Origin of the sequence: Streptomyces minutiscleroticus, from assembly GCF_014650875.1 — a bacterium.
GTDB classification, from domain to species: Bacteria; Actinomycetota; Actinomycetes; order Streptomycetales; family Streptomycetaceae; genus Streptomyces; species Streptomyces minutiscleroticus.
In genome coordinates, this window is the sequence record NZ_BMVU01000073.1 from 1 (window position 1) to 21,462 (window position 21,462).

Annotated in this window: 14 protein-coding genes; 13 read left to right on the forward strand and 1 reads right to left on the reverse strand. The window is 70.9% G+C overall.

Going from position 1 to position 21,462, the window contains the following annotated elements:
• From IE271_RS44100 to IE271_RS35840, 6 genes are all read left to right on the forward strand, one after another.
• A partial coding sequence (locus IE271_RS44100; protein WP_373308892.1) for an integrase core domain-containing protein occupies positions 1 to 166 on the forward strand: 166 nt, incomplete at its 5' end.
• Between the two features lie 359 nt (positions 167 to 525).
• Positions 526 to 1,578, forward strand: coding sequence for a pyridoxal-phosphate dependent enzyme (locus IE271_RS35820; RefSeq protein ID WP_268256265.1), 1,053 nt, complete (start codon positions 526 to 528; stop codon positions 1,576 to 1,578).
• Positions 1,575 to 2,882 carry an MFS transporter gene (locus IE271_RS35825; RefSeq protein ID WP_190194648.1) on the forward strand — a complete coding sequence of 436 codons (1,308 nt, stop codon included), beginning with the start codon at positions 1,575 to 1,577 and terminating at the stop codon, positions 2,880 to 2,882. Before IE271_RS35820 ends, IE271_RS35825 begins: the two co-directional genes overlap by 4 nt.
• Positions 2,883 to 2,899: 17 nt before the next feature.
• Positions 2,900 to 3,973: an ornithine cyclodeaminase family protein gene (locus tag IE271_RS35830; RefSeq protein WP_190194649.1), complete on the forward strand. Its 1,074-nt coding sequence runs from the start codon at positions 2,900 to 2,902 to the stop codon at positions 3,971 to 3,973.
• 14 nt (positions 3,974 to 3,987) lie between these two features.
• A complete protein-coding gene (locus IE271_RS35835) occupies positions 3,988 to 4,800 on the forward strand; it encodes a class I SAM-dependent methyltransferase (RefSeq protein ID WP_190194650.1) in 813 nt (270 codons plus the stop codon).
• On the forward strand, positions 4,797 to 8,099 hold the full coding sequence (locus IE271_RS35840) for a non-ribosomal peptide synthetase (protein ID WP_190194651.1): 3,303 nt from the start codon (positions 4,797 to 4,799) through the stop codon (positions 8,097 to 8,099). The genes IE271_RS35835 and IE271_RS35840 overlap by 4 nt, the downstream gene beginning before the upstream one ends.
• Before the next feature lie 30 nt (positions 8,100 to 8,129).
• On the opposite strand, the gene IE271_RS35845 is transcribed toward IE271_RS35840, so the two are convergent.
• Positions 8,130 to 9,326, reverse strand: a complete 1,197-nt coding sequence (locus IE271_RS35845) for an RNA-guided endonuclease InsQ/TnpB family protein (protein ID WP_190194652.1) — start codon at positions 9,324 to 9,326, stop codon at positions 8,130 to 8,132.
• A 154-nt stretch (positions 9,327 to 9,480) separates the two neighbouring features.
• Between IE271_RS35845 and IE271_RS35850 the strand changes: the two genes are divergently transcribed.
• The 7 genes from IE271_RS35850 (at position 9,481) to IE271_RS35880 (ending at position 21,328) form a co-directional block, all read left to right on the forward strand.
• Positions 9,481 to 11,247 (forward strand): non-ribosomal peptide synthetase, encoded by a 1,767-nt coding sequence (locus tag IE271_RS35850; RefSeq protein WP_190194653.1) that lies wholly within the window; start codon positions 9,481 to 9,483, stop codon positions 11,245 to 11,247.
• Entirely contained in the window at positions 11,244 to 13,517 is a 2,274-nt protein-coding gene (locus tag IE271_RS35855) for a M20/M25/M40 family metallo-hydrolase (RefSeq protein WP_190194654.1), read from the forward strand. Before IE271_RS35850 ends, IE271_RS35855 begins: the two co-directional genes overlap by 4 nt.
• Positions 13,518 to 14,688: 1,171 nt before the next feature.
• Positions 14,689 to 16,866: a hypothetical protein gene (locus IE271_RS35860; RefSeq protein WP_190194655.1), complete on the forward strand. Its 2,178-nt coding sequence runs from the start codon at positions 14,689 to 14,691 to the stop codon at positions 16,864 to 16,866.
• A gap of 51 nt (positions 16,867 to 16,917) precedes the next feature.
• Entirely contained in the window at positions 16,918 to 17,337 is a 420-nt protein-coding gene (locus tag IE271_RS35865) for a hypothetical protein (RefSeq protein ID WP_190194656.1), read from the forward strand.
• Between the two features lie 411 nt (positions 17,338 to 17,748).
• Positions 17,749 to 18,330, forward strand: a complete 582-nt coding sequence (locus IE271_RS35870) for a hypothetical protein (protein ID WP_190194657.1) — start codon at positions 17,749 to 17,751, stop codon at positions 18,328 to 18,330.
• Between the two features lie 678 nt (positions 18,331 to 19,008).
• On the forward strand, positions 19,009 to 19,983 hold the full coding sequence (locus IE271_RS35875; protein ID WP_190194658.1) for a 3-oxoacyl-ACP synthase III family protein: 975 nt from the start codon (positions 19,009 to 19,011) through the stop codon (positions 19,981 to 19,983).
• A 70-nt stretch (positions 19,984 to 20,053) separates the two neighbouring features.
• Positions 20,054 to 21,328 carry an aminotransferase class III-fold pyridoxal phosphate-dependent enzyme gene (locus IE271_RS35880; protein WP_190194659.1) on the forward strand — a complete coding sequence of 425 codons (1,275 nt, stop codon included), beginning with the start codon at positions 20,054 to 20,056 and terminating at the stop codon, positions 21,326 to 21,328.
• The last annotated feature ends 134 nt before the right edge of the window (positions 21,329 to 21,462 follow it).

A 21,462-nucleotide genomic window follows, 5' to 3' on the forward strand; every position in this document is an offset into this window, starting at 1 on the left:
CGAAACGCTCAAGGGCGCCCGCCGCTTCGACGGCGCCCGCGACTGCCGCCTGGCCGTCTTCCGCTGGATCGCCCGCTACAACACCCGCCGACGGCACTCGGCCAACGGACAACAGGCTCCGATCGTCTACGAGCAGCAGTCAGCTATTCTCACACTTGCCGCATAACGATACGAATGGTGTCCACTAACAAGGGACAAGACCCCCCCGAACCGCCGGGATGGTCCTGTCCGGGTGCCGTCAAGCGGTAGGCGGACGGGCCCGGGAGACAGTGGCTGCTGGCTACGCGAATTGGTCATTCTTGTCGGGTCATACGTTCCTGTCGCATCGTCCGCGTCATGGGTACGGCTCGTAGTCGTCTCAGGTCACGCACGGCCGTGTAGCTGCACGTGAAGGGATGGCCAGTGTTTTTTCCGCCAGGAGAATCAGACCCTCCGCTTATACACGGTAGAAACCCACGAGTCCTCGTGATTACGTTCGGCACCGCAGGCGGCACCTCCAGAGCCGAGGTCCAACGGGGGGAAGCAGTGAAACCACCCAGAGCTGTCCACTTACGCGCGGCCGGTGAGACTCCACTCCTCCACCTGGCGGTGGCACATCGCGGACGGGTGCGGCCCGTGGCGCTGAAGCTGGAGGAGCACGGACCCAGTGGATCGGTGAAAGACCGCAGTGCGGCGGGGCTGTTACGGGCCCTCCACCAGGAACGGCCGCTCACGCCCGGCACCGTCGTGGTGGAGTCGACCTCGGGGAACCTCGGGCTCGCGCTGGCGCGGCTGCTTCCCGCGCTGGACTGTTCCTTCCTCGCCGTCATCGACCCGAAGACGCCGCCGGCCACGCGGCGCATGCTCACCGACAACGGCGCGCAGGTCCTGATGGTGGACAAGCCCGACGGCCAGGGCGGCTTCCTGCTCAGCAGGCTGGAGGCCGTCTGGGACACTCTGGCCCGCCACCCCGGTCACCGCTGGCCCAACCAGTACGAGAACTGGGCTGCGCCGGCGGAGCATCGCCGTAGTACCGGCCCCGAACTCATCGCACAGGCAGGCGATTCACTCGCGGCGGTGTACGTACCGGTCTCCACTGGTGGGACCCTGGCTGGCATCGCGTCCCATCTACGTGAACATGGCCCGGACGTCGACGTGGTCGCTGTCGACGTTCACGGCTCGCTGGCTGTCGCCGGCACTGCGGGACGCCGGCTCATCCCGGGCATCGGATCCAGCCGTCCCTCGCACTTCCTCAAGTCGGCCGACAGTTACGACCGGCTCGTGCGGGTCGACGACGTCGAGGCCATCGCCGTGTGCCGGATCGTGGCCGAGGATCTGGGGCTCAGGCTGGGCGGTTCCAGCGGCTGCGCCGTGCGCGCGCTGCTCACCGACCTCGAACGGGACCGGGTCGCCAGGGGCTTGCCGGTCTGCCTGGCCGCCGACGGAGGCGCCAAGTACCGCGACACCCTCTACTCCCTCGCCTGGACCACGGAACAGGGTGTCGAGAAGGACATCATGGCCGCGATGGAACAACTCCGCCGCGAAGGACTGTACTTCGCCCGGCGGGAACCGCACCACTTGGAGCAGCCTCGACAGTGAAGACGCACACCACAGCCAGCCGGGCCGAGAGAGACAGCCCCGGGCGGTTCCTGCCCCTCGTCCAGGGCGCGACGCTCATCGAGTGGACCGGCACCGGCCTCTTCCTCGCCGTCTCGACCATCTACTTCGTCAAGGTCGCCCACCTCAGCACCTCCACCGTGGGTACGGGACTGACCATCGGCGGTGCGATCGCCGTCATCGCCGCCGTCCCTGTCGCCCGGCTGACCGCCCGCTTCGGCCCCAGAATCGCGCTGATCGGCGTCATGCTGCTGCGCGCCGCCGCCACCCTCGGCTACCTCTGGGTCGACGGCTGGTGGAGCTTCCTCGTCGTCGTCACCCTCATCGCCGTCACCGAGCAGTCCTCCCCGCCGATGGTCCAGTCGTACGTCGGCGCACGGGCGCCGGAGCGGCTGCGGGCGAAGGTGATGGCCGTCCAGCGGACCGTCATCAACCTCGGCATCAGCCTGGGTGGACTCATCGCGGGTGTCGCCCTGGGCTCCGGCACCGAGGCCGCTTTCCGACCACTGCTGATCGGCGGCGCCGCGGCCTACGTCGTCACGGCCGTCGTCTACGCCACCGCACGCGACGAGACCACCGTCGCCGCACCGGACGGTGCGGGCGTCGCGCGACTGCTCGCGGACCGCGCACTGCTGGGGTTCACCGCCTACAACGCCCTGGTGTCGCTGTGGATGCCGGTACTCAACGTGGCGTTCCCGCTGTGGCTGGTGACCGCCACCGAGGTGCCGGAGCGCTACGTCGGCATCCTGTATGCCGTCAACACCGTGTTGTGCATCCTGCTGCAGTACCCCCTCAACCGCTGCTACAGCACCGCCCGCCGCTCGTGGCTGTCGTACGCCACCGCGGCGGTGCTCCTGGGCGGCGGAGCCCTGGCGTTCGCCGCCGCACCCCGTTTCGGGACGACCGGCGCCCTGTTCGTTCTGGGCGGCGCGATTACGCTACTGACGTTCGCCGAACTGCTCCAGGTCGGTGCCTCTTGGACCCTCTCCTTCGACTTGGCACCCGAAGGCCACCGCAGTGCCTATCTGGTTCTGTTCAACACCAGTCGCACCGTGGCGAACCGGGTCGTCGGCCCGGTCCTGATGACCGGGGTCGTTCTCGCCCTCGGCACCACCGGCTGGATCGTGCTGGGCTGCGTCATGCTCCTGGCCGCCCTCGTCCCCCTCGCCGTACTGCACGCCCGGCCAGGACGTCCTGAGCCGGACACCGAGCTACGCCACATGCCGCATCCCGGCACCGATCCCCGTTCCGGCCAGCACGATCTGCGACACCCGCCGACCCGGTGAAGGAGACATCGCACCTCATGGACTTCGAAAGATATCCGGACAGCCATTTCCGCTACCTCACCCGCTCGGACGTCATCGAGGCGGCCCGCGGAGTCGACATCGTCGGCGTGGTGGCCGAAGCACTGCTTCTCCACAGCGAGAACCAGACCTTTCTGCCCGAGGAGGCCTACCTCGGCTGGACCACCCCGCAGGGCGACGCGGCTCGGCTCCTCGCCATGCCCGGCGCGCTCGTGGAGGACGGCAAGCCGCCCGTCATCGGCATGAAGACCATCAACGCCTCGCTGGGCAACCCGGACCGGGGCATCCCCCGCTCCCAGGGGTTCACCCTGCTGCTGGACCCCGAGACGGCGCGACCCGTCGCCCTGATGGAAGCCGCCTACATCAGCGCCATGCGGACCGCCGCGGTCACGGTCCTCGCCGTACGCCACCTCGCCGTCCCCGCACCCGGGCACCTGGCGCTGCTGGGTTGCGGGGCACTGGCGCAGGCGCACGCCGCACTGCTGCTGCAGACCGTGCCCTCCCTGCGCCGCATCACCCTCTACGACGTCGTGCCCGAACGCGCCACGGCCTTCGCCGACCTCATCGCCTCGCTCCCCGGCGGCGCGGAGGTCACGGCCGTCCCGGTGGCCGACGCGCGGGAAGCCGTACAGGACGCCGAAGTCGTCGTCCCCGTGACCACGGTGACCGAGGGCTACATCGAGCCCGACTGGCTGCGGCCCGGCGCCCTCGTCTGCCACGTCTCGCTGGACGACCTCACCGAGGCCGCGGTGCTCGCGGCCGGCACCGTGGTCGTGGACGACTGGAGTCTGGTGCGCGACGACCCCCGCCGCCTGCTCGGCCGGATGCACCGCACGGGCACCCTGCTCGGGCCCGACGGAACCCCCCGTGAAGGGGTTGCGGCACACGCGGACGCCCGCCGGGTCGACGCCACCCTCGGCGACGTGCTCGCCGGACGGCACCCGGGCCGCCGCAGTCCGCAGGAGACCGTGGTCAGCAACCCGTTCGGCATGTCGATCCTCGACGTCGCGGTCGCCGACCGCATCCAGGCCCGCGCCGAAGCCGCCGGACTGGGCACCCGGCTCACACTTTGAAGGGGGACCTCATCATGGCCATCGATCCCGAGGTGCAGGAGATCAACCGCACCATGTGGTCGTACGGTGAGTACCGGCACGTCGCCGACCTGCTGCGGCCGGGCGCGGTGGAACTCGTCGAACGTCTCGCCCCCGGGCCGGGCGTCCGGCATCTCGACGTGGCCACGGGCAACGGCAACGTGGCGCTGCTGTCCGCGAGGCGCGGCGCGGCCGTGACCGGCCTCGACCTGACCGACGAGTTCTTCCCGGAGGCCCGCGCGCGCTTCGCCGAAGCCGGTGTCGAGGTACCGCTGCATCGCGGCGACGCCCAGGAGTTACCGTTCCCCGACGCCTCGTTCGACCTGGTGACCTCCACCTACGGCGTGCAGTTCGCGCCCGACCACACCGCCTCCTGTGGCGAGATGAGCCGTGTGCTGCGCCCCGGCGGCCGGATCGGCATGTGCAACTGGACCGCGCGCAGCTGGACCGCCCACTTCCAGGCCGTCCTCTCCGCGTACTTCCCCTCTCCCAACGGACATCAGGGGCAGCCCATGCTCTGGGGCTCACCCGACTACCTCACCGAACTGTTCGGCGACCGGTTCACCTTCACCACCGAACGCCGCGAGCTGTTCTATCCGTTCGCCACCGCCGACGACCTGGTCGAGTTCTTCGAGAACTGCTTCGGCCCGTGCATCGCGGCGAAGAACAGTATCTCGCCCTCCGCCCGCTGGAAGGAACTGCGCGCAGAGCTGGTCGAGATGACCGAGGAATTCCATACGACGGATGAGCGCGGCACCGGGGTCCCGGTCGAGTACCTGCTGGTCATAGCAGAGAAGGGGTCCCAGTGATCGACCTGCCCACCTGTTACGACCCGCTTCCGCTGGCCGACGGGGCACGCGAACAGGCCCTGACCGCCGCTCTCACCCGCACCGAGCCGTACCCGCTCGAGGAAGCCGTGCACGCCCATGTCGCCCGGCACGCGGCCTCCGCACCCTTTGACCCGGCTGTCCAGGACGGCACGGACACGGTCGGCTACGGCGAGCTGGCCGACCGCGTGCACCGCACCGCTTCCTGGCTGGCGTCCGAGGGAGTGACCGCCGGCCGGATCGTCGCCGTGGGAGGGCGGCGTGGAGCCGACGTCGTGACCGCGTTCCTGGCACTGGAGTCACTGGCCGCCGTCTACCTGCCGGTCGACGCGAACTGGCCCAGCGCACGCGTCGAAACCGTGCTGCGCGACAGCGGCGCCGTGCTGCTCCTGGTCACCGGCGGTCCCGGCGACCACGGCGAACTGGTCAAGGGCGCCGAGGCCGCCGGCGTCCCCGTCACCGCCCCGGCGCAGGCGCGGACCCCGTACGTGCGCCCCGCACCGCCTGCCCCGGACGAGGTCCGCTACGTGCTGTACACCTCCGGCACGACCGGCCGCCCGAAAGGGGCGGTCGTCGAGCATCAGGGCATGCTGAACCACCTGTGGGCCAAGGTGCACGACCTCGGTCTGAGCGCGGACGACCGGCTCGCGCAGACCGCGCCGCTCGGCTTCGACATCTCGGTGTGGCAGATGCTCGCCCCGCTGCTCGTCGGCGGCCGGGTACAGATCATCGGTGACGAACAGGCCCAGGACGGCGCGCTGCTGCTGGACGCGCTGAGCCACTACGGGACGACCGTCGTCGAGACCGTGCCCACCCTCATCCGCTTCCTCCTCGACGCCCGGCGCGACACGGGCGTACGGCCCGAAGCGCTGCGCTGGATGATCGCCACCGGCGAGGAACTCCCGCCCGCGCTGGCCCGCCGGTGGTGCGACACGTTCGACGGCACCCGGCTGCTCAATGCCTACGGGCCCACCGAGTGCTCCGACGACGTCACCCATGCCGTCCTGCGCACGCCCGCCCCCGGTGTGCACCACCTGCCGATCGGCGGACCCATCGGCAACGCTGCCCTGTACGTGCTGCGCGCGGAGGAAGGACGCTGGCAGGCCTGCGCCCACGGCGAGACGGGCGAACTGTTCGTCGGCGGGATCGTCGTCGGCCGCGGCTACCTCGGCGACCCGGAGCGCACCGCGCGGGCCTTCTTCGGCGACCCGTTCTCCGACACCGGCGGACGGCTGTACCGCACCGGTGACGCCGTACGCGTCCTGCCGGAGGGGGAACTCGAATACCTCGGCCGCATCGACCGCCAGGTGAAGGTCGGCGGCGTCCGCATGGAACTCGCCGAGATCGAAGCCGTACTCGGCACCCACCCGGCCGTCGACGCGTGCGCGGTCACCCTCCGCACCAGCGCCGGCCACGGCGCCCTGGTGGCCCGGGAGACCGCCCACGCTCCCGCGGGCGGCCTGCCCCGGCTGGTCGCCTACGTCACCACCACCGGCTCCGGGGCGAGCGAGGAGGACCTGCGCGCCCATCTCGCCGAGCAGCTCCCCGCACCCATGATCCCGTACACCTTCGTGTTCCTGCCGCGGCTCCCGCTCACACAGAACGGCAAGACCGACCACAGCGCCCTGCCGGAACCACCCCGCACACTCCGGCCCCGCACCCGTCCCTACGTCCCGCCGCGGGACGGCACGGAAGCCGCCGTGGCACGGCTCGTCGCCGAGACGTTGGACGTCGAGCGGGTCGGCCGGTACGACACGTTCCTCGATCTGGGAGGCGACTCGCTGCTCGCCATGCGGCTCGCCGCCCGGCTGCGCGAGACCGGAAGGCAGGCGACGCTGCGCGACGTCCTGCGCGACGGCAGTCCGGCGGCGCTCGCGGTCCTCGGCCGGGAGGGAACGCCTCAGGCCACCCACGCCCGGCACACCTGGGACGCGCGACGGTCCCGCCCGCTCACCCCCCAGCAGGCCGGCGTCTACTTCCACTGGCGCCTGGACCCGCACAGCCCCTACTACAGCTACCAGGGCACCCTGGAGCTGACCGGCCCGCTGGACGTGCCCCGGCTGGCGACCGCATGGCGGGTGCTGCTCGCCGAGAACCCGCAACTGCTGGCCCGGTTCACCGAACCCGAGGGCACCGGCGGGCCGGCGGCCGAGGGACAAGAGGTGGTGCACCACTACCCCCACTGGGACGTTCCCCTGCCCGACTCGCCGGTGGACACCACCGCCGACGCCTACCGGCGACTGGCCGCCGAGGAGGCGTCCAGACCGTTCGACCTGCTGGCCGAACCCGCTCTGCGCATCGGGCTGTTCCGGCTCGGCGACGGTCACCACCGGCTTCTGGTCACCCTGCACGAGCTGCTCCTCGACGGCTGGGGAGCGACCGTCCTCTTCCAGCGGCTCGCGGACCTCTACCAGCAGCGCCTCGACACCCCCGACCCCGAGCACGGCACCCGCTACGACCGCTACCTCGACCACCTGGACACCCTGCTGGCCGGTGACCAGGTCGTCGAAGCCGGCCGCTACTGGCAGCGGCAGCTCGCCGGAGAACTGCCCGTCCTCCAGATCGCCCAGCGACGGCGGCCCGCCGCACCCAGCTATCGTGGTGTGGTCGAGGAGGCCGTTCTCGAGGAGGAACTCTTCCGCCGGCTGTACGACACGGCCAGGTCCGCATCCGCGACCGCCTTCGTACCGCTGCTCGCCGCATACGCTCTCGCCCTGGGCTACTACGGCGACGCCGACGAGATCGTCGTAGGCGCACCCATGGCGGGCCGGGAACGGCCCGAAGCGGCCGACGTCCCCGCCTTCATGCTCACGATGCTGCCGCTGCGCCTGCGCCTCGACCCGCACGCGTCCCTGTCCGACTTCACCGCACACGTACGGGACACCGTCTACGCGGCGTACGAGGCCGCCGACCACCCGTTCTCCTGGACCCTGCGGCACCTGCCCGCCGCCCGCAGCTCCGCCGCGACCCCCGTCTTCCAGACGATGCTCAACATGCTGCCCTACCCGGCCCGGGCCGCCACCGCCGCGGACGTCGAGTTCCGCTTCGTCGAGCTGGACACCGGCTACACCAAGTACGACTGCGCCCTCTACGTTCAGCCGCACGGCCCGCGGCAGTTCCTGCTCCAGTTCGCCTACCAGCGGGAACTGCTCGACACCGGGACCGCTCGGGGCGTGCTGGACTCCACGCTGATCGCGCTGCGGGCCCTCACCGACCCGGAGCGCGCCGAGCGCACCACCGTACGTTCCCTCGACCTGCTGCCCGGAGGAGCACTGTCTTGACTTCCTCCCCCTCCTGAAGGAGGGGGATTCCTACGGCTCGCGCCGTAGGGGTTTCTGCTTCATCGCCGACCGCCCGCCCGGAGTACTCCGTTGAGGTCTTGCACCAGCTCCACAGACAGGCGCCGTCAGCCCGACGGCCAGGATGTTCTTCGCCGCGTTCACGTCCCGGTCATGGGTCGTTCCGCATGCGCACGTCCACGCCCGGACGCTCAGCGGCATGGTGTTCTGCACGCTGCCGCAGGCGGAGCACCGTTTGGAGGAGGGGAAGAAGCGATCGACCGCGATCACTTCGCGGCCGTACCACTGGGCCTTGTACTCCAGCATGCGCCGAAACTCCGCCCAGGCCGCATCACTGATGACGCGGGCCAGGTACCGGTTCTTGACCATGGTGCACACGGCCAGGTCCTCGATCACGATCGTTTGGTTGTCACGAACGAACCGAGTGGTCAACTTGTGCAGATGGTCGCGCCGGCGGTCGGCGATGCGGGCATAGATTTTGGCGGCCTTCTGCCGTGCCTTGCGCCGGTTGGTGCCGCCGCCCGGGGCCTTGCGGGCCAGGCTTCGCTGGGCCTTGGCCAGCCGGGCCCGGTCGCGGCGCTCGTGCCGGGGATTGGCCACCTTCTCACCGGTGGAGAGGGTCAGCAGGTGGTCGAGCCCGACATCGACACCCACGGCAGTGTCGGTGGCGGGCAGCGGCTGGACGGCGGAGTCCTGGCACAGCAGGGAGACATGCCAGCGTCCGGCCGCGTCCTGCGACACCGTCACCGTGGACGGCTTCGCCTCCTCGGGCAGCGGGCGGGACCACACGATGTCCAGAGGCTCGGTCATCTTCGCCAGCGTCAGCCGGCCGTCCCGGAACCGGAACGCGCTGGCGGTGTACTCCGCCGACCTGCGCGACTTCTTCTTCGACTTGAACCGCGGATACTGTGCGCGTTTGCTGAAGAAGTGCGTGAACGCCGTCTGCAGATGCCGCAGCGCCTGCTGCAACGGAACGCAGGAGACCTCGTTGAGGAATGCGAGTTCCTCGGTCTTCTTCCACGCCGTCAGCATCGCCGACGTCTGCTGGTAGTTCACCCGCTCCTGGCGCGCCCACGCCTCCGTGCGCGTCGCGAGCGCCAGGTTGTAGACCTTGCGAACGCAGCCGAACGTGCGCGACAGCTCCGCCGCCTGCTCGCTCGTGGGATGGAAGCGGTACCTGAACGCCCGCTTCACCTGCGCCGTGGCCACGCCTACAACCTAGCGAGACGACGGTTGAAGGCCAAACCTGCGGGTCAGAGCACGGTCTTTCGCCTCGGCGGCGAAGCCCCGCTTCCTGCCCTGCTCCGCAGGTGTTTCATTTCCTCCCCCGGCTGAAGCCGGGGGTATCCACGGAAGGAATCCGATGACCGTGCCCACACTGCTGGAACGCTTCGCCGGGCAGGTGGCCGCCCGGCCCGAGTCCGTCGCACTGCGCCACGCCGGAACCTCCCTGACGTACGGCGAACTCGACGGATGGAGCGGCCGGCTGGCGGCGCAGCTCGTCGCCAAGGGGGTCGGCCCGGACAGCCTGGTCGCGCTCGCCGCCCGGCGCGGTCCGGCCGCGATCGCCGGAGTGCTCGCCGTGCTGAAGACCGGCGCGGCCTACCTCGGCCTCGACCCGGCCACTCCCGTACGGCGGCAACGCCGCATGGTGGAGGAGACCGGGCCGGACTGCCTGCTGGCCGAACCCGGACTCGACCAGTTCCCCACTCTGGACGCGGCCCGCGTCACCCTCGCTCCGGCCAGCTCAGGGCCGCTGCACCAGGCACCGGGGCGGGTGCCGGGCGAAGACGGCGACGGGGACGCCTTGTTCCACATCGTCTACACCTCCGGCACCACCGGGAATCCCAAGGGCGTACGCATCGGCACCCGTTCGGTGCGCGGACGGCTGGAGTGGATGTGGCGCGACCACCCCTTCCCGCCGGACGCGGTCCTCGCCGTGCAGAAGTCGCCGGCGCTCGTCGCCTCTCCCTGGGAGATGCTGGGCGGACTGCTGATGGGCGTGCCCTCCGTGGTGCTCACCGACGACGAGGTGCTCGACCCCGAGCTGTTCGCCGCCGTCGTCGCCAAGGAGCGGATCACCCATCTCTTCCTGACCCCCCATCTGCTCGACGGACTGCTGTCGCAGAGCGCGAAGTTCGCCGACGAACACCAACCCGTACTGGTCACCACTGGGGCCGACACCCTGCCGGTGGCCATGGCCCGCCGCTTCCACGCGGTATGGCCCCGCGCCACCTTGCTCAACCTGTACGGCATGACCGAGACCGCCTCCAACGTCGCCGCGTACGACACGTCCTCGCTGCCCGCGGACGCCGAGCGTGTGCCCGTGGGCACCCCGGTGGCCGGCGCGTTGCTGTCGGTGCGCGACCGGCACGGTCGGCGGCTGCCGCCCGGTGTGACGGGAGAGGTGTGGGTGGCCGGCCCGCCTGTCGCCCTCGGCTACGTCGGCGGCGACGACGAGGACGCCTTCCGCACCGACGACCGGGGCGTCCGCCACTACCGCACGGGGGACCGCGGCCGGCTGCTGCCGGACGGCGCGCTCGAACTGACCGGTCGTACCGACCACCAGGTCAAGATACGCGGCTACCGGGTGGAACTGGAGGAGATCGAATCCGTCCTGCGCAAGGCCCCCGACGTCACCGACGCCGGAGCGTACGTGGACACGGACGGCGACGAACCCCGCCTCGTCGCCTGCGTGGTGTACGACGATCAGCCCGGCGGCGACACCCTGCGCGCCTACCTCCGCGACCGGTTACCGGACTACATGCTGCCCGCGAGGATCCAGAAAGTCGCGCGACTGCCCCTGGGGGCGAACGGCAAGCTGGACCGGGCCGCCCTGCGCACCCTGGTCACGGAGACGGGCCAGGAGCGGGCCGTGCGCTTCGCACCCGCCGACGCCGACGAGGCCGCCGTGGCCGCTCTGTGGGAAGAGCTCCTCGGAACCGCTCCCGGCACCGCCGACGAGAACTTCTTCGACGCCGGGGGCCACTCGCTGCTCGCCGTCCGGCTCGCCAACCGCCTCTCGGCGACCGCCGGCCGGCGCATCCCGCTCCGCCGCATCCTCGCGGCACCCACCGTCACAGGAGTCGCCACGCTCCTGCGCACCGCACGCCAAGGGGAGGAAGCATGAGCTCCGGCTGGCTGCAGATCCACGAGACGGGCCCGGGCGGAGCCCCGGGCAACCGCACGCTCGCCGTGTGCTTCGCTCCCACCGGCGCCCACGGCGCCTCCTTCGCCTCCTGGCGGCAACGGCTGCCCGAGGGCACCTCACTCGGACTGATCACCCCGCCGGGTCGGGGCATGCGGATCGACGAGGAACCCGTCACCGACATGGCCGCCTACGCGGACGCTGTGACCGCCGAACTGGCTCCGGCGGCCTCGGGACGGCGGCTGATCCTCATCGGGGTGAGCCTCGGCGCGATCCTCGCCTACGAGGTCTGCCGCCGACTGCACTCGACCCGGGTGCCGGTCGCCCGGCTGTGCGTGGTGGCCGGCCAGGCTCCCGGGGACTTCGGGGGCACCGGCGGCGGAGTGACACTGGAGGACGCCCGTGCCTTCGCGGTCGGTACCGGACTGACCGATCCCGAGCTGCTGGCCGACCCCGAGTTCGAGGAGACCCTGCTGCCGCCGATCCAGGCCGATCTGCGGTTGGCCGCCGGCTACCGGGCCGCCCCCGGCCGGCCACCGAACGTGGAGATGCGTGCGATCCGGGCGATCGACGACCCGCACGTGCCGGAGGCCGCGGTGCGCCGCTGGGACCGCTGGACGACAGCCGACTGCACGGTGCTCTCCGTACCGGGCGGGCACTACGCCCACCAGACCCACCCGGCGGCGGTCATCTCCGCCTGCCTGGACGAAGAACCGGGGCAGGCCGCAGGCGCCTCCAGACGCACGGTCCTCGGCACCGGCGCCACGGTCGCGGCGGCCGCGCTTTTCGGCGCGGTGGCGCCCCCGGCACCGCGAGCCGCGGCGTCACCGCCCGCCGGGCCCACCGCGTCCTTCGACGGGGACCCCACCGATCCGGTCGCCCTCGCCGTCGCGATGATCCGGCACGACACCAGCAACCCCGGTCAGGGGGCGCAGACCCTGCCGTATGCCCGGATGCTGGACGACATCTTCCGGGCGGCCGGTGTCCGTACCGAGATCGTGCCCACTCCCACCGAGGGCAACGTTCACTTCTTCGCCCGCGTCCCCGGCAGCGCCGGCACCACGAAGAAGCCGCTCGTCCTGCTCGGCCACTCCGACGTGGTGCCCGCCGCAGGGGACACCTGGACCCGCCGGCCCTTCGCCGGGGAGATCGTGGACGGCCATCTGTACGGCCGGGGCGCGCTGGACATGAAAGGTGTCAACGCCGCGTTCGTCGCCGCTCTCCTGCGCCATGTCCGGGAAGGCACCGTGTTCGACCGTGACATCGTCTTCTGGTCGGACTGCGACGAGGAACAAGGCCCGTACGGAGTGCGCTGGTTCCTCACCGAGCACCCCGGCAAGGTGGAGGCAGGCGCCGTTCTGACCGAAGGCGGCTGGGTGCTGAACCAGCACGACGGCCGAACCCCCATGATCGCCGCGCTCACCTGCAACGACAAACGCTCGTTGCTGCTTCGCCTGGAGGCCGTCTCCTACGCCACCCACACCTCGAAGCCGTTCGGTGGCCAGGCCGTGATCCGCCTCGGTGAGGTGCTGGAACAGCTCGGACAGTGGCGCGCGCACATCCGGCCGAACGCCCTGTCCCGGCAGTACTTCGACGCCCTGGCCCGCGCGACTGCCGACCCTGTCCTGGCCGCCGCCGTCAGGGAGATGCTCGAGGCCCGTACCGAGGCCCAGCGCGACCGGGCCGGCGAGACGGTCGTACGGCTCAGCGACACTCCGGAGCTGCACAACGCGCTGCTGCGCACCACGCTCGCCTTCACCGCGGCCCAGGCCGGCTACTACCCGAGCATTGTTCCCGGCACGGCCACGGCGGAGTTCCGCGCGGCGTTCCTGCCCGGCGGGGACGACCCCGGGCGCGTGGTGACCGAGCTGCGGTCCCTGATCGGCAACCAGGCCACATTGACCGTCGTGGGCAATCCGGGCGAGTCCGAGGAGGACGTCCTGGCCCGGCTGCGCGGCTACCTGTCCGTGCGTGACTCCACCGCCGACACCGACGTCTTCCGCGCCTGGCAGTCGGCGGTGAGCCGCACCCATCCGGGCGTCCGCGCCACAGCCGGCCAGTTCGAGGCGGTGACCAGCGCGGTGCCGTTCAGGGAGCAGGACGTGCCTGTCTATGGCATGTATCCGTTCACCGTCGACCGGGACATGCTCAAGCGTATGCACGGCACGGACGAACACATCGGCGTCGAGGCCCTGCGCCTGGGCACCGAGACGGTCTACCAGCTGCTGGCCGGACTGCGGTCCGCCCGCTGACGGCACGAACGGCGGGCCGGCACGCGCGTGGGGTGTCCTTCGGCTCCGCAGGGACGCCCCACGGACACGCGCCGGTCACCGGAAGGCGCCAGGCCATCGCTGGTGTGATTCCTCCCCCTCATAACGGGGGAGGAATCACACCTTTGGTTTTGAAGACGGCAGGATGAGTCGGTGGTTCGTTGTCGCAGTCGCGGAGAACGAAAGCCGGGGCCGTGATGCGGCGGCCCGGGCCTGCGGTGGGACGACGGACATGCTGGGGCGTCTACTGCGCGGAGACGGACGGCGGCGTCGGCGATGTGGAGCCGGCGGGTACCGTGCTCAAGGAACGTCGGCGCGTACGGTCGGCTGCCGGTGACCGTGCCGATGGGGAACAAGTCCACTGCGGTGATCTTCTCGGCCTGCGGGGCGAGGATGTCGCGCCGGCTGGGGCCGGTGCGGCGTGGAGCCGGGTCGTCGCCGGCCGCGTGCGGAATCTTGCAGATCGTGGGCAGGGCGAGCGGACACCCCGGACGGGTGGGCTCGCCCTGGAGCTACCGATGACCCGCCGTGGGCTCGCCTGCGCCGGACGAACGATCAGTTTCTTGACCGGGGCTGCCGTAGGCGCGCGCTCGGCGGGTCAGCGCCGATCGGCTTCCCTGCGTCACAGGCGCGGTCGCGTGCTCTGCCGGGCGACCGGACTTTCTCGACCGGGTCCTGCCTTCCGGCCGGCGGACCGGCCGCAGGAAGGCCCTCCCGAGGACGTACGGGAAGCCGATCGGGATATCAGGCGTCGTTATGTGTCCGTTCCCTTTGAAACCCCGATCGCTCCGGCGATGTCTGAGCGGTGAATTCCCGCCAAGTAAGCGACCGCCGCTTGCATTTCTATGCGGGATTCCATCGGAAGAATAATTTTTGGGTTTGATCGTGGGCATCTGTGTGTGTTCCCCCGGCTGGAGTGCTACGAATTCCCCTTCGGAAACGTGCGGGGGAACAGCCGATGGCCGGTACGAGCAGCGTCCATGTGCGGGGAAACGTCGAGGGGCAGGTGGTGGTCGGCACCCGTAACGTGGTTCAGACCGTCGTTGTCAACGCCGACCGGGGGTCCTCGGTCACTGTGCGCCCCGAGGGGCCGCCGCGAGTCCGACGGCGTGATCGGCCCGCGGGCCCTGCTCTGCCCCGTCATGCTCCCGCGTTGCTCGGGCGTGAACGTGAACTGGCCCGGCTCCACGGCTGGCTGGCCGACGGGCATCCGGTGTTCGTGTACGGGCCGCCGGGCGTCGGCAAGTCCTCCCTGCTGCGGCGCGTCGCAACGGACCGTGCCGCGGCCTCTGACGGCGGGGAGGTGGTCCACCTCCCGGCTGCCGGGCTTCCGGTCGAGGACATCGTGCAAGACCTCTTCCATGCCTGCTTCGAGACCGAGGACTACAAGCCCGGCCGGGACAGGATGCGGCGGTTGATGGGGTCGGTGCAGGCCCTTCTCGTCGTCGACGACTTCCACGGCGGCCCCGATGACCTGGCCGCTCTCGTGGACGCCGCACCGGGATGCCAGGTGCTGGTGGCGGGCGACGAGCCCGTCGCCTGGGACGGGGCGAAGGCGCTGCGCCTGGAGGGGTTGTCCGAGGCGGACGCGCTCGCGCTGCTCGCCCTGGAGGCCGGCCGTCCGCTGCGCCGTGATGAAGCGGACGCGGCCGGAGAACTCGTCGCCGCCGTTCGCGGACATCCGCTGACGCTGGTTCAGGCCGCCGGAGCCGTCGCTGCCGCGGAGCGCGTCTCCGGGACCGGTTGCCCGTCCGATGCCGGTACGGGCTTCGCTGCGGACGAGCCGGCACGCGCGGTCGGGCTGGCGGGGCGGCTCAGCGATGAGGCGGGCAGGCTCTTGCGCCTGGTGCGCGCCTTCGATCCGCTGCCCCTGTCCTCGTCCTTGCTCGCGGTGCTCGCGGGTGAACCGGTCGGCGCCGCCGTGGTGGAGCTGGAGGCGCTGGCCCTGCTCGGGCGTGACGGCGCCGGCTGCCGCGCCCCAGGGCGGTTCGCCGGTCTGGTCGCCGAGCGTTCGGGAGCGGTGCGCGGCGCGGCGGGGTTCGCCGTCCGCCTGACGGAGTGGATGTGCGCCGGTGCCTCGCGGCACGAGGTGGCCGTCGAGTCGGCCGTGATCTGCCACGTCCTGACGGAGGCGTCCCTGGCGGGTGAGCACCCGGCGGCGCGGGACCTGGCACGGGCCGCGGCTCCCTTGCTCGCCCGCACCCTGCGCTGGGGCGCTTGGCGGAAGGTCCTGGAGCTCGGTCTGGAGGCGGCCCGCAGCCTGGAGTCCGTCGAGGACGTGGAGTACTTCACGCACGAGGAACAGGTGCGCAGGCGCACCCTGGGGATCGCAGCCGGGGCGGTGGCCGGCACCGCGGCCGGCCTGGCGGCGGTGGTCGGTCAGAACGCCGCGCACGGCGGCGCGGCCGCGCCGGGCGCCACGCATTCGGGGGCGGCGGCCGTCACCCATCCGGTGGTCATCGGCATCGGGGTGGCGGCGGTGGTGGCCGGGGGCGTGTTCATGGTCGGTCTTGCGGGCGGCAGCGGCGGGCAGCCGGAGGCCGGAGCTGCTCCGGCCTCCGGGACGGGGGTCCGCATACCGTCCGCGTCGGACGCGGGCTCCGGCCCGTCCGTGTCCGAGGCCGGCCCCGGTCCGTCCGGGTTCCGCCCGCCGAAGAGCGGGGAATCGGATGCGCTCACGGACGGCCCGCGCCTTCGAAGGCCCCCCTCCCGCAACACCGATGAAGAGCACAGAACGTGTAAGGCCGTCGTCATGCCGACCGAGACGTTCGGTGCCGTGGCGGCGGAGCAGGCGGAAAGACACCGCATGGAGTTCGCCGTGGCACCGGGCTGCGGCGACGCGGACACTCTTGCCGTCGACGACCGCACGAACTGGAAGGCGGAATCCGCCTCCTGCCCCGCAGCGGACACATCCGGCACCTGCACCTTCGACGTGGTGTTCACCCCTCGGACTCCGGGCCTGACGTACAGCGCCCGGGTCACCATGCTCGACGCCTCACGGCACGAGTCCATGACACTGAAAGTGACCGGTACCTCCCCGCAGGTTCCTCCCGGCGCACCGACCGAGGTCGACGCCTACGGCGATGAGACGACATCCGTGTTCATCTCGTGGGGATACGTGCCCGGCCGCCCGACGGAGATCGAGATCAGCAACGGCGAGACCTCCACAAGGGTGGCCGCGGGGCTGAACACATACACCTGGAGGGGGCTGCAACCGGGCACACACATGTGCTTCCGGGTCCGCGCCGTCAACAGCGCCGGCCCATCGGACTGGGCTCCGCTCGACCCCCCGCACATGGTATGCGCCACGACAGCTGCGAATGGTGGTTGAGGAGCCGTTTCTTCCCCGGCCCGAAGGCCGGGCGATCAGGGAGGGGAACAGATGACAGACAGCCGAGGCGACCGCTACGAGGTACGCGCCGACCAGGTGTCGGGGCAGATCGTCGTGGGCAGGGACAACACCGTGACCCGCTTCGAAGCGGCACCCACCGCCGGCCCGGTCACGGAAGAGGAACTGGCAGCACTGCGCGCCGAGTTCGCGCGCGTGCGTGGACTCGTACCGCGCGCGTCCGCCGACGCGGACCGCGCACGGGACCTGCTCGACGAACTCGAGGAAGCCGCCACCGCCCCCGACGCGGACAGCGCGTCCACCATGGCCTACGTCCGGCGCTGGTTCAACCGGCATGTGCCCTCCCTCGACGAAGCGGTGGCCGCCCTGGTGATCCATCCGGTGGTGCTCCGTCTGATGGAGGCGGCGGGCGGAGCGGTGGCCGACGAGTTCCGTCGGCGCTTCGGCGCCTGACACGCTTCCACTTCTTGGAGCGGCCCATGAGCTCGACGGCGTCCACCGGACGATGAGGGAGCACGTCCCGCCGCGCCACCGGGCGCCCGTACTCGGCCGCGGGGTCCGGGCTGCGCTCGCGTCTCCGCCTCGGTGCTGGAAACGCTGTCGTCTCTCGTGGACAGTGCCGCCCTTTCCATGGGGGCTGGTCCCTCCGCTCGTCTTCACGGCGTTCTCCGGCTCAATGGCAGTGTGAGCAGTGCCGGGGTCTCGCCGGTGGCATCCTGGTGGGACCGGCGGGGTGGGCTCACTCTTTCGCTGTCCTGCATGCGTGCGGTGGCTCGCCGCCGATGTGCCGCCCCGTCGGCCCGGTGCCCTCCTCGACGTGGCGTGACAGGAATCTGCCGCATGGCTCGATCGAGGCGTGCCCGCGTGGAGGGTCTGCCCGTGCAGCCTTGCGTGGAGGTACCCGATGACGGTCATCGGCGTGACGGTCACAAGCGAACCCGCACTTCGGTAGCGGCCGATGAACTGGGCCGCTGTCAGGACGGACCCACAGTCGCGGCCACGACGGAGGGACACGGCCGGGCGCTGTCGTGGATCGGCCGGTTCGGCCCGCAGATCCTGGTCGCGGTCGAGGACTGCCGGCACCTGACCCCGCGCTTCGAGGTCGACCTGCTGACGGCCGGCCACCAGGCGGTGCGCGTGCACACCCGGCTCATGGCCGGTGCCCGCCGCTCAGCGCGCGAGCGCGGCAAGTCCGATCCCCTCGACGCCCAGGCGGTGGCCCGGGCAACGCTGCGCGAGCCGGGACCGGCTCCCGCCGTCCGCACGTGCGTCCCGACCTGCTGCCGTACACCTTCAAGCGCCGGTGTGCATCACCATGTCACACCGTTGCGCCCTGCCCGGGACGGCCTCGTGCAGCCCGGTGACACGCACAGACGGCAGCCGGTGTACCGCGCGGTCACTGTTGCCGGCCGTGAACACGGTGCGCATCGGGTGGTGCGGGGCTGAGCTGACGGCCGGGGCGTGCGCGTTCGAGCGGTGAGCCGCGGACCCGCCCGGTCTGCGAGGGGCGCGAGTTGCGGCCTCTCGGCGCCGACAAGCGCCGTTTTGTGTGTTGTGCATTACAAAAACGGGCTCGGACCGGTGGGATGCGATCTCTTCGAGAGGAATCGTCGGCGTGCCCGTCTTCATCGGCGCCGGTACCGGCCTAGTGCAGACGGTGTACCCGGTCTACGTACATAGGCGGTGTGCGACTCATCATGAGGGCTGTTACCGGCGAAACCCTTTGGACGCAGCGGCAGCATGGCTGGTTTCGTCCCATGTGTGTTTCCCCTGCCACCTGTGTGACAGGGGTGCACGCGTGGCGTCGGATATGCCGGACCTTCGTGTGGCCTGCGGCGTCAATGATCGAAAATTTTGTCGCACGCTTGCGGATCGACCCGTGTTCTCCAGCTTTTTCGCGCCTGCGGGAGGGCGTGCGCCTGTCGGAAAGCATTCCTCGGTGTGATGGTCGGTGGGCGTATCGGCCATCGTGTGTGGCTGAAAAGTCGTTGAGTGACGCCCATCACCGACCTCGACGTCGTTTACCGCCGTAAGCCTGAGGAAGTCGCAGTGTCGTAGCGATGCTCGGTTGATCCCGATCACCCGCGATTGAATCCGTCCCTTTCACCAAGCAGAGGTGACTCCATGCCCAACGGCATACTCCGCACAGCCGGTTACGTGCCGCCGAACGTGGTGGCCAACGAGCAGATCGGCGCCTGGAGCGGTGCGAGCGAGCAGTGGATCGAGGAGCGCACGGGAATCCTGGAACGGCGCTACGCACCGAAGGGCGTGTCCACCTCCGATCTCGCAGTCGGCGCCGCGACCCGGCTGCTGGCTGAGACGACCGCCGGTGACGTCGACGCACTGGTGGTGGCCACGTCGACCCCCGACCAACCGCAGCCGGCGACCGCCGTGTTCGTGCAGGCCCGGCTGGGGCTCACCGAAATCCCGGCGTTCGACGTGAACGCGGTGTGCTCGGGCTTCCTGTACGGGCTGGACCTGGCCGACGCGCTGCTGTGCGCGCACCGCACCTGGCGCAGGGTCCTTGTGATCGGATGCGACACCTACTCGACCATCATGGACCGGACGGACCGCAGGACCGTCAGCCTCTTCGGCGATGGCGCGGGCGCCGCACTGGTCGGACGCGTTCCGGACGGCTACGGCATCCATGCGACCGCCCTCACCGCGGACGGCACCACCAGCGACCACGTCCGCGTCGAGGGCGGGGGATCACGCCGCCCGGCGGCCACCCTGGAGGATCCGGGTGAGCACTTCTTCCGCATGAACGGACGGGCCGTCAAGGAGTGGGCCCTCCAGCACGTGCCCAAAGTCGCCCACCAGGCACTGGACGAAGCGGGCCTGTCGGTCGACGACATCGACCGGGCTGTGTTCCACCAGGGCAACCTGCGGCTGGTCCACGCCCTCGGAGACGCGCTCGGCATCGACCGTGCCAAGCTCGCCTGCACCGCGCAGCGGTACGGCAACACGGCCGCCGCCTCCATCCCGCTGACGCTCACCGAGAGCCACCGCAGTCGGCCGCTCGCCCGCGGCGAACGCATCCTGTTGGCCTCCGTCGGCGGCGGGATGACGGCCGGCGCGTCCGTCATGACCTGGTACTGACCGCGGCACGCCGACCCGCGTCCCGTATCCCCGCCGACCAAGCGACGATCGACACGCAAGGAGACAGAGCATGCTTCCCACCGTCAGCCACGGCGACGGCGTATGGCTCTACGACACCGACGGCCGCGCCTACCTGGACGGCTGCTCCGGCGCCGTCAACACCAACCTCGGCCACGGCGTGCGCGAGGTCACCTCCCGGATGCGCGAGCAGATGGACGCCGTCTGCTTCGCCTACCGCACCCAGTTCACCTCGCAGCCCCTGACCGAACTGTCCCGGCGGTTGACCGAACTGGCGCCGGGCTCGCTCGGCCACGTGCAGTACACCAACTCCGGCTCGGAGGGGATCGAGACGGCGCTGCGGCTCGCGACGCTCTACCACGCCGAGGCGTACCGCCCCTTCAAGTGCACCGTCCTGACCGAGGAGCCGAGCTACCACGGCATGACGGCGGGAGCGCTCGCCGCCTCCGGTCACCCGGTCCGCAGAAGGGGACTGGTCCCGCTGCTCGCCAACCAGGCGACGGTCGCCAAGGTCCGTCCCCGGCACGGAGAGCTGCGGGCGGACGTCGAGCAGTGGGAGCGCGCCATCGAGGAAATCCGCCCCCACAACCTGGCGGCCGTCGTCATCGAACCCGTCGGCGGCGCCTCCTCAGGGGCCGCCGTGTCCGACCCGGCGGTACTGCGGCGGCTGCGCGAACTCGCCGACCGGCACGGTTTCCTGCTGGTGGCCGACGAGGTGATGAGCGGTCTGGGGCGTACGGGGGCCTGGTTCGGCTGCGACCACGCGGGGGTGGTGCCCGACATCATGGTGCTCGGCAAGGGCATCGCCGCCGGGTACGCGCCGCTGTCCGCCGTGCTGGTGCGGGACGAGGTCGCCGCCGCGTTCGACCGGCCGCTGAGCAGCGTCCTGTTCGGACACACCATGGCGGGCGCGCCGCTGGCCGCGGCAGCGGGACTGGCCACGGTCGAGTATCTGATCGCTCACGACATTCCTGCCCGGGTCCAGCGCTCGGGCCGCCACCTGCGCATCCTGCTGGAGCACCTGGCCGCCCGTCATCCGGTGGTGCGCGATGTGCGCGGTCTGGGCCTGCAGCTCGCGCTCGGCCTGCACGCCGATCCCGCCCGCACGCCCGGTGTCTCGCTCGACCTGGTCACGGCAGCCCGGGACCAGGGGCTGCTGTTGTACCCGGCCGGCATCGACGCCCGTACCGAGTCCGTCATGGTCGCTCCGCCTCTGAACAGCACCGAGGCGGAACTGGAGGAGCTGGTCCTGCGCCTGGACCGCAGTCTGAGCAGCCTCGTCCCCGACCCGGCCCCGCAGGTGCGCGATCTGGCCGCCACCCGCTGACCACCCGTTCCCCCACCTTGCCGCAGCGGCGCACGGCTGCCACGAAAGTCCTCGAGCCCGCCGTGTCGAAAGCCCCCGGATGCGCGAAGTGCGTACCTTCCGGCCCTCACCCCGTCCCTTCGCCTGATCCGAAC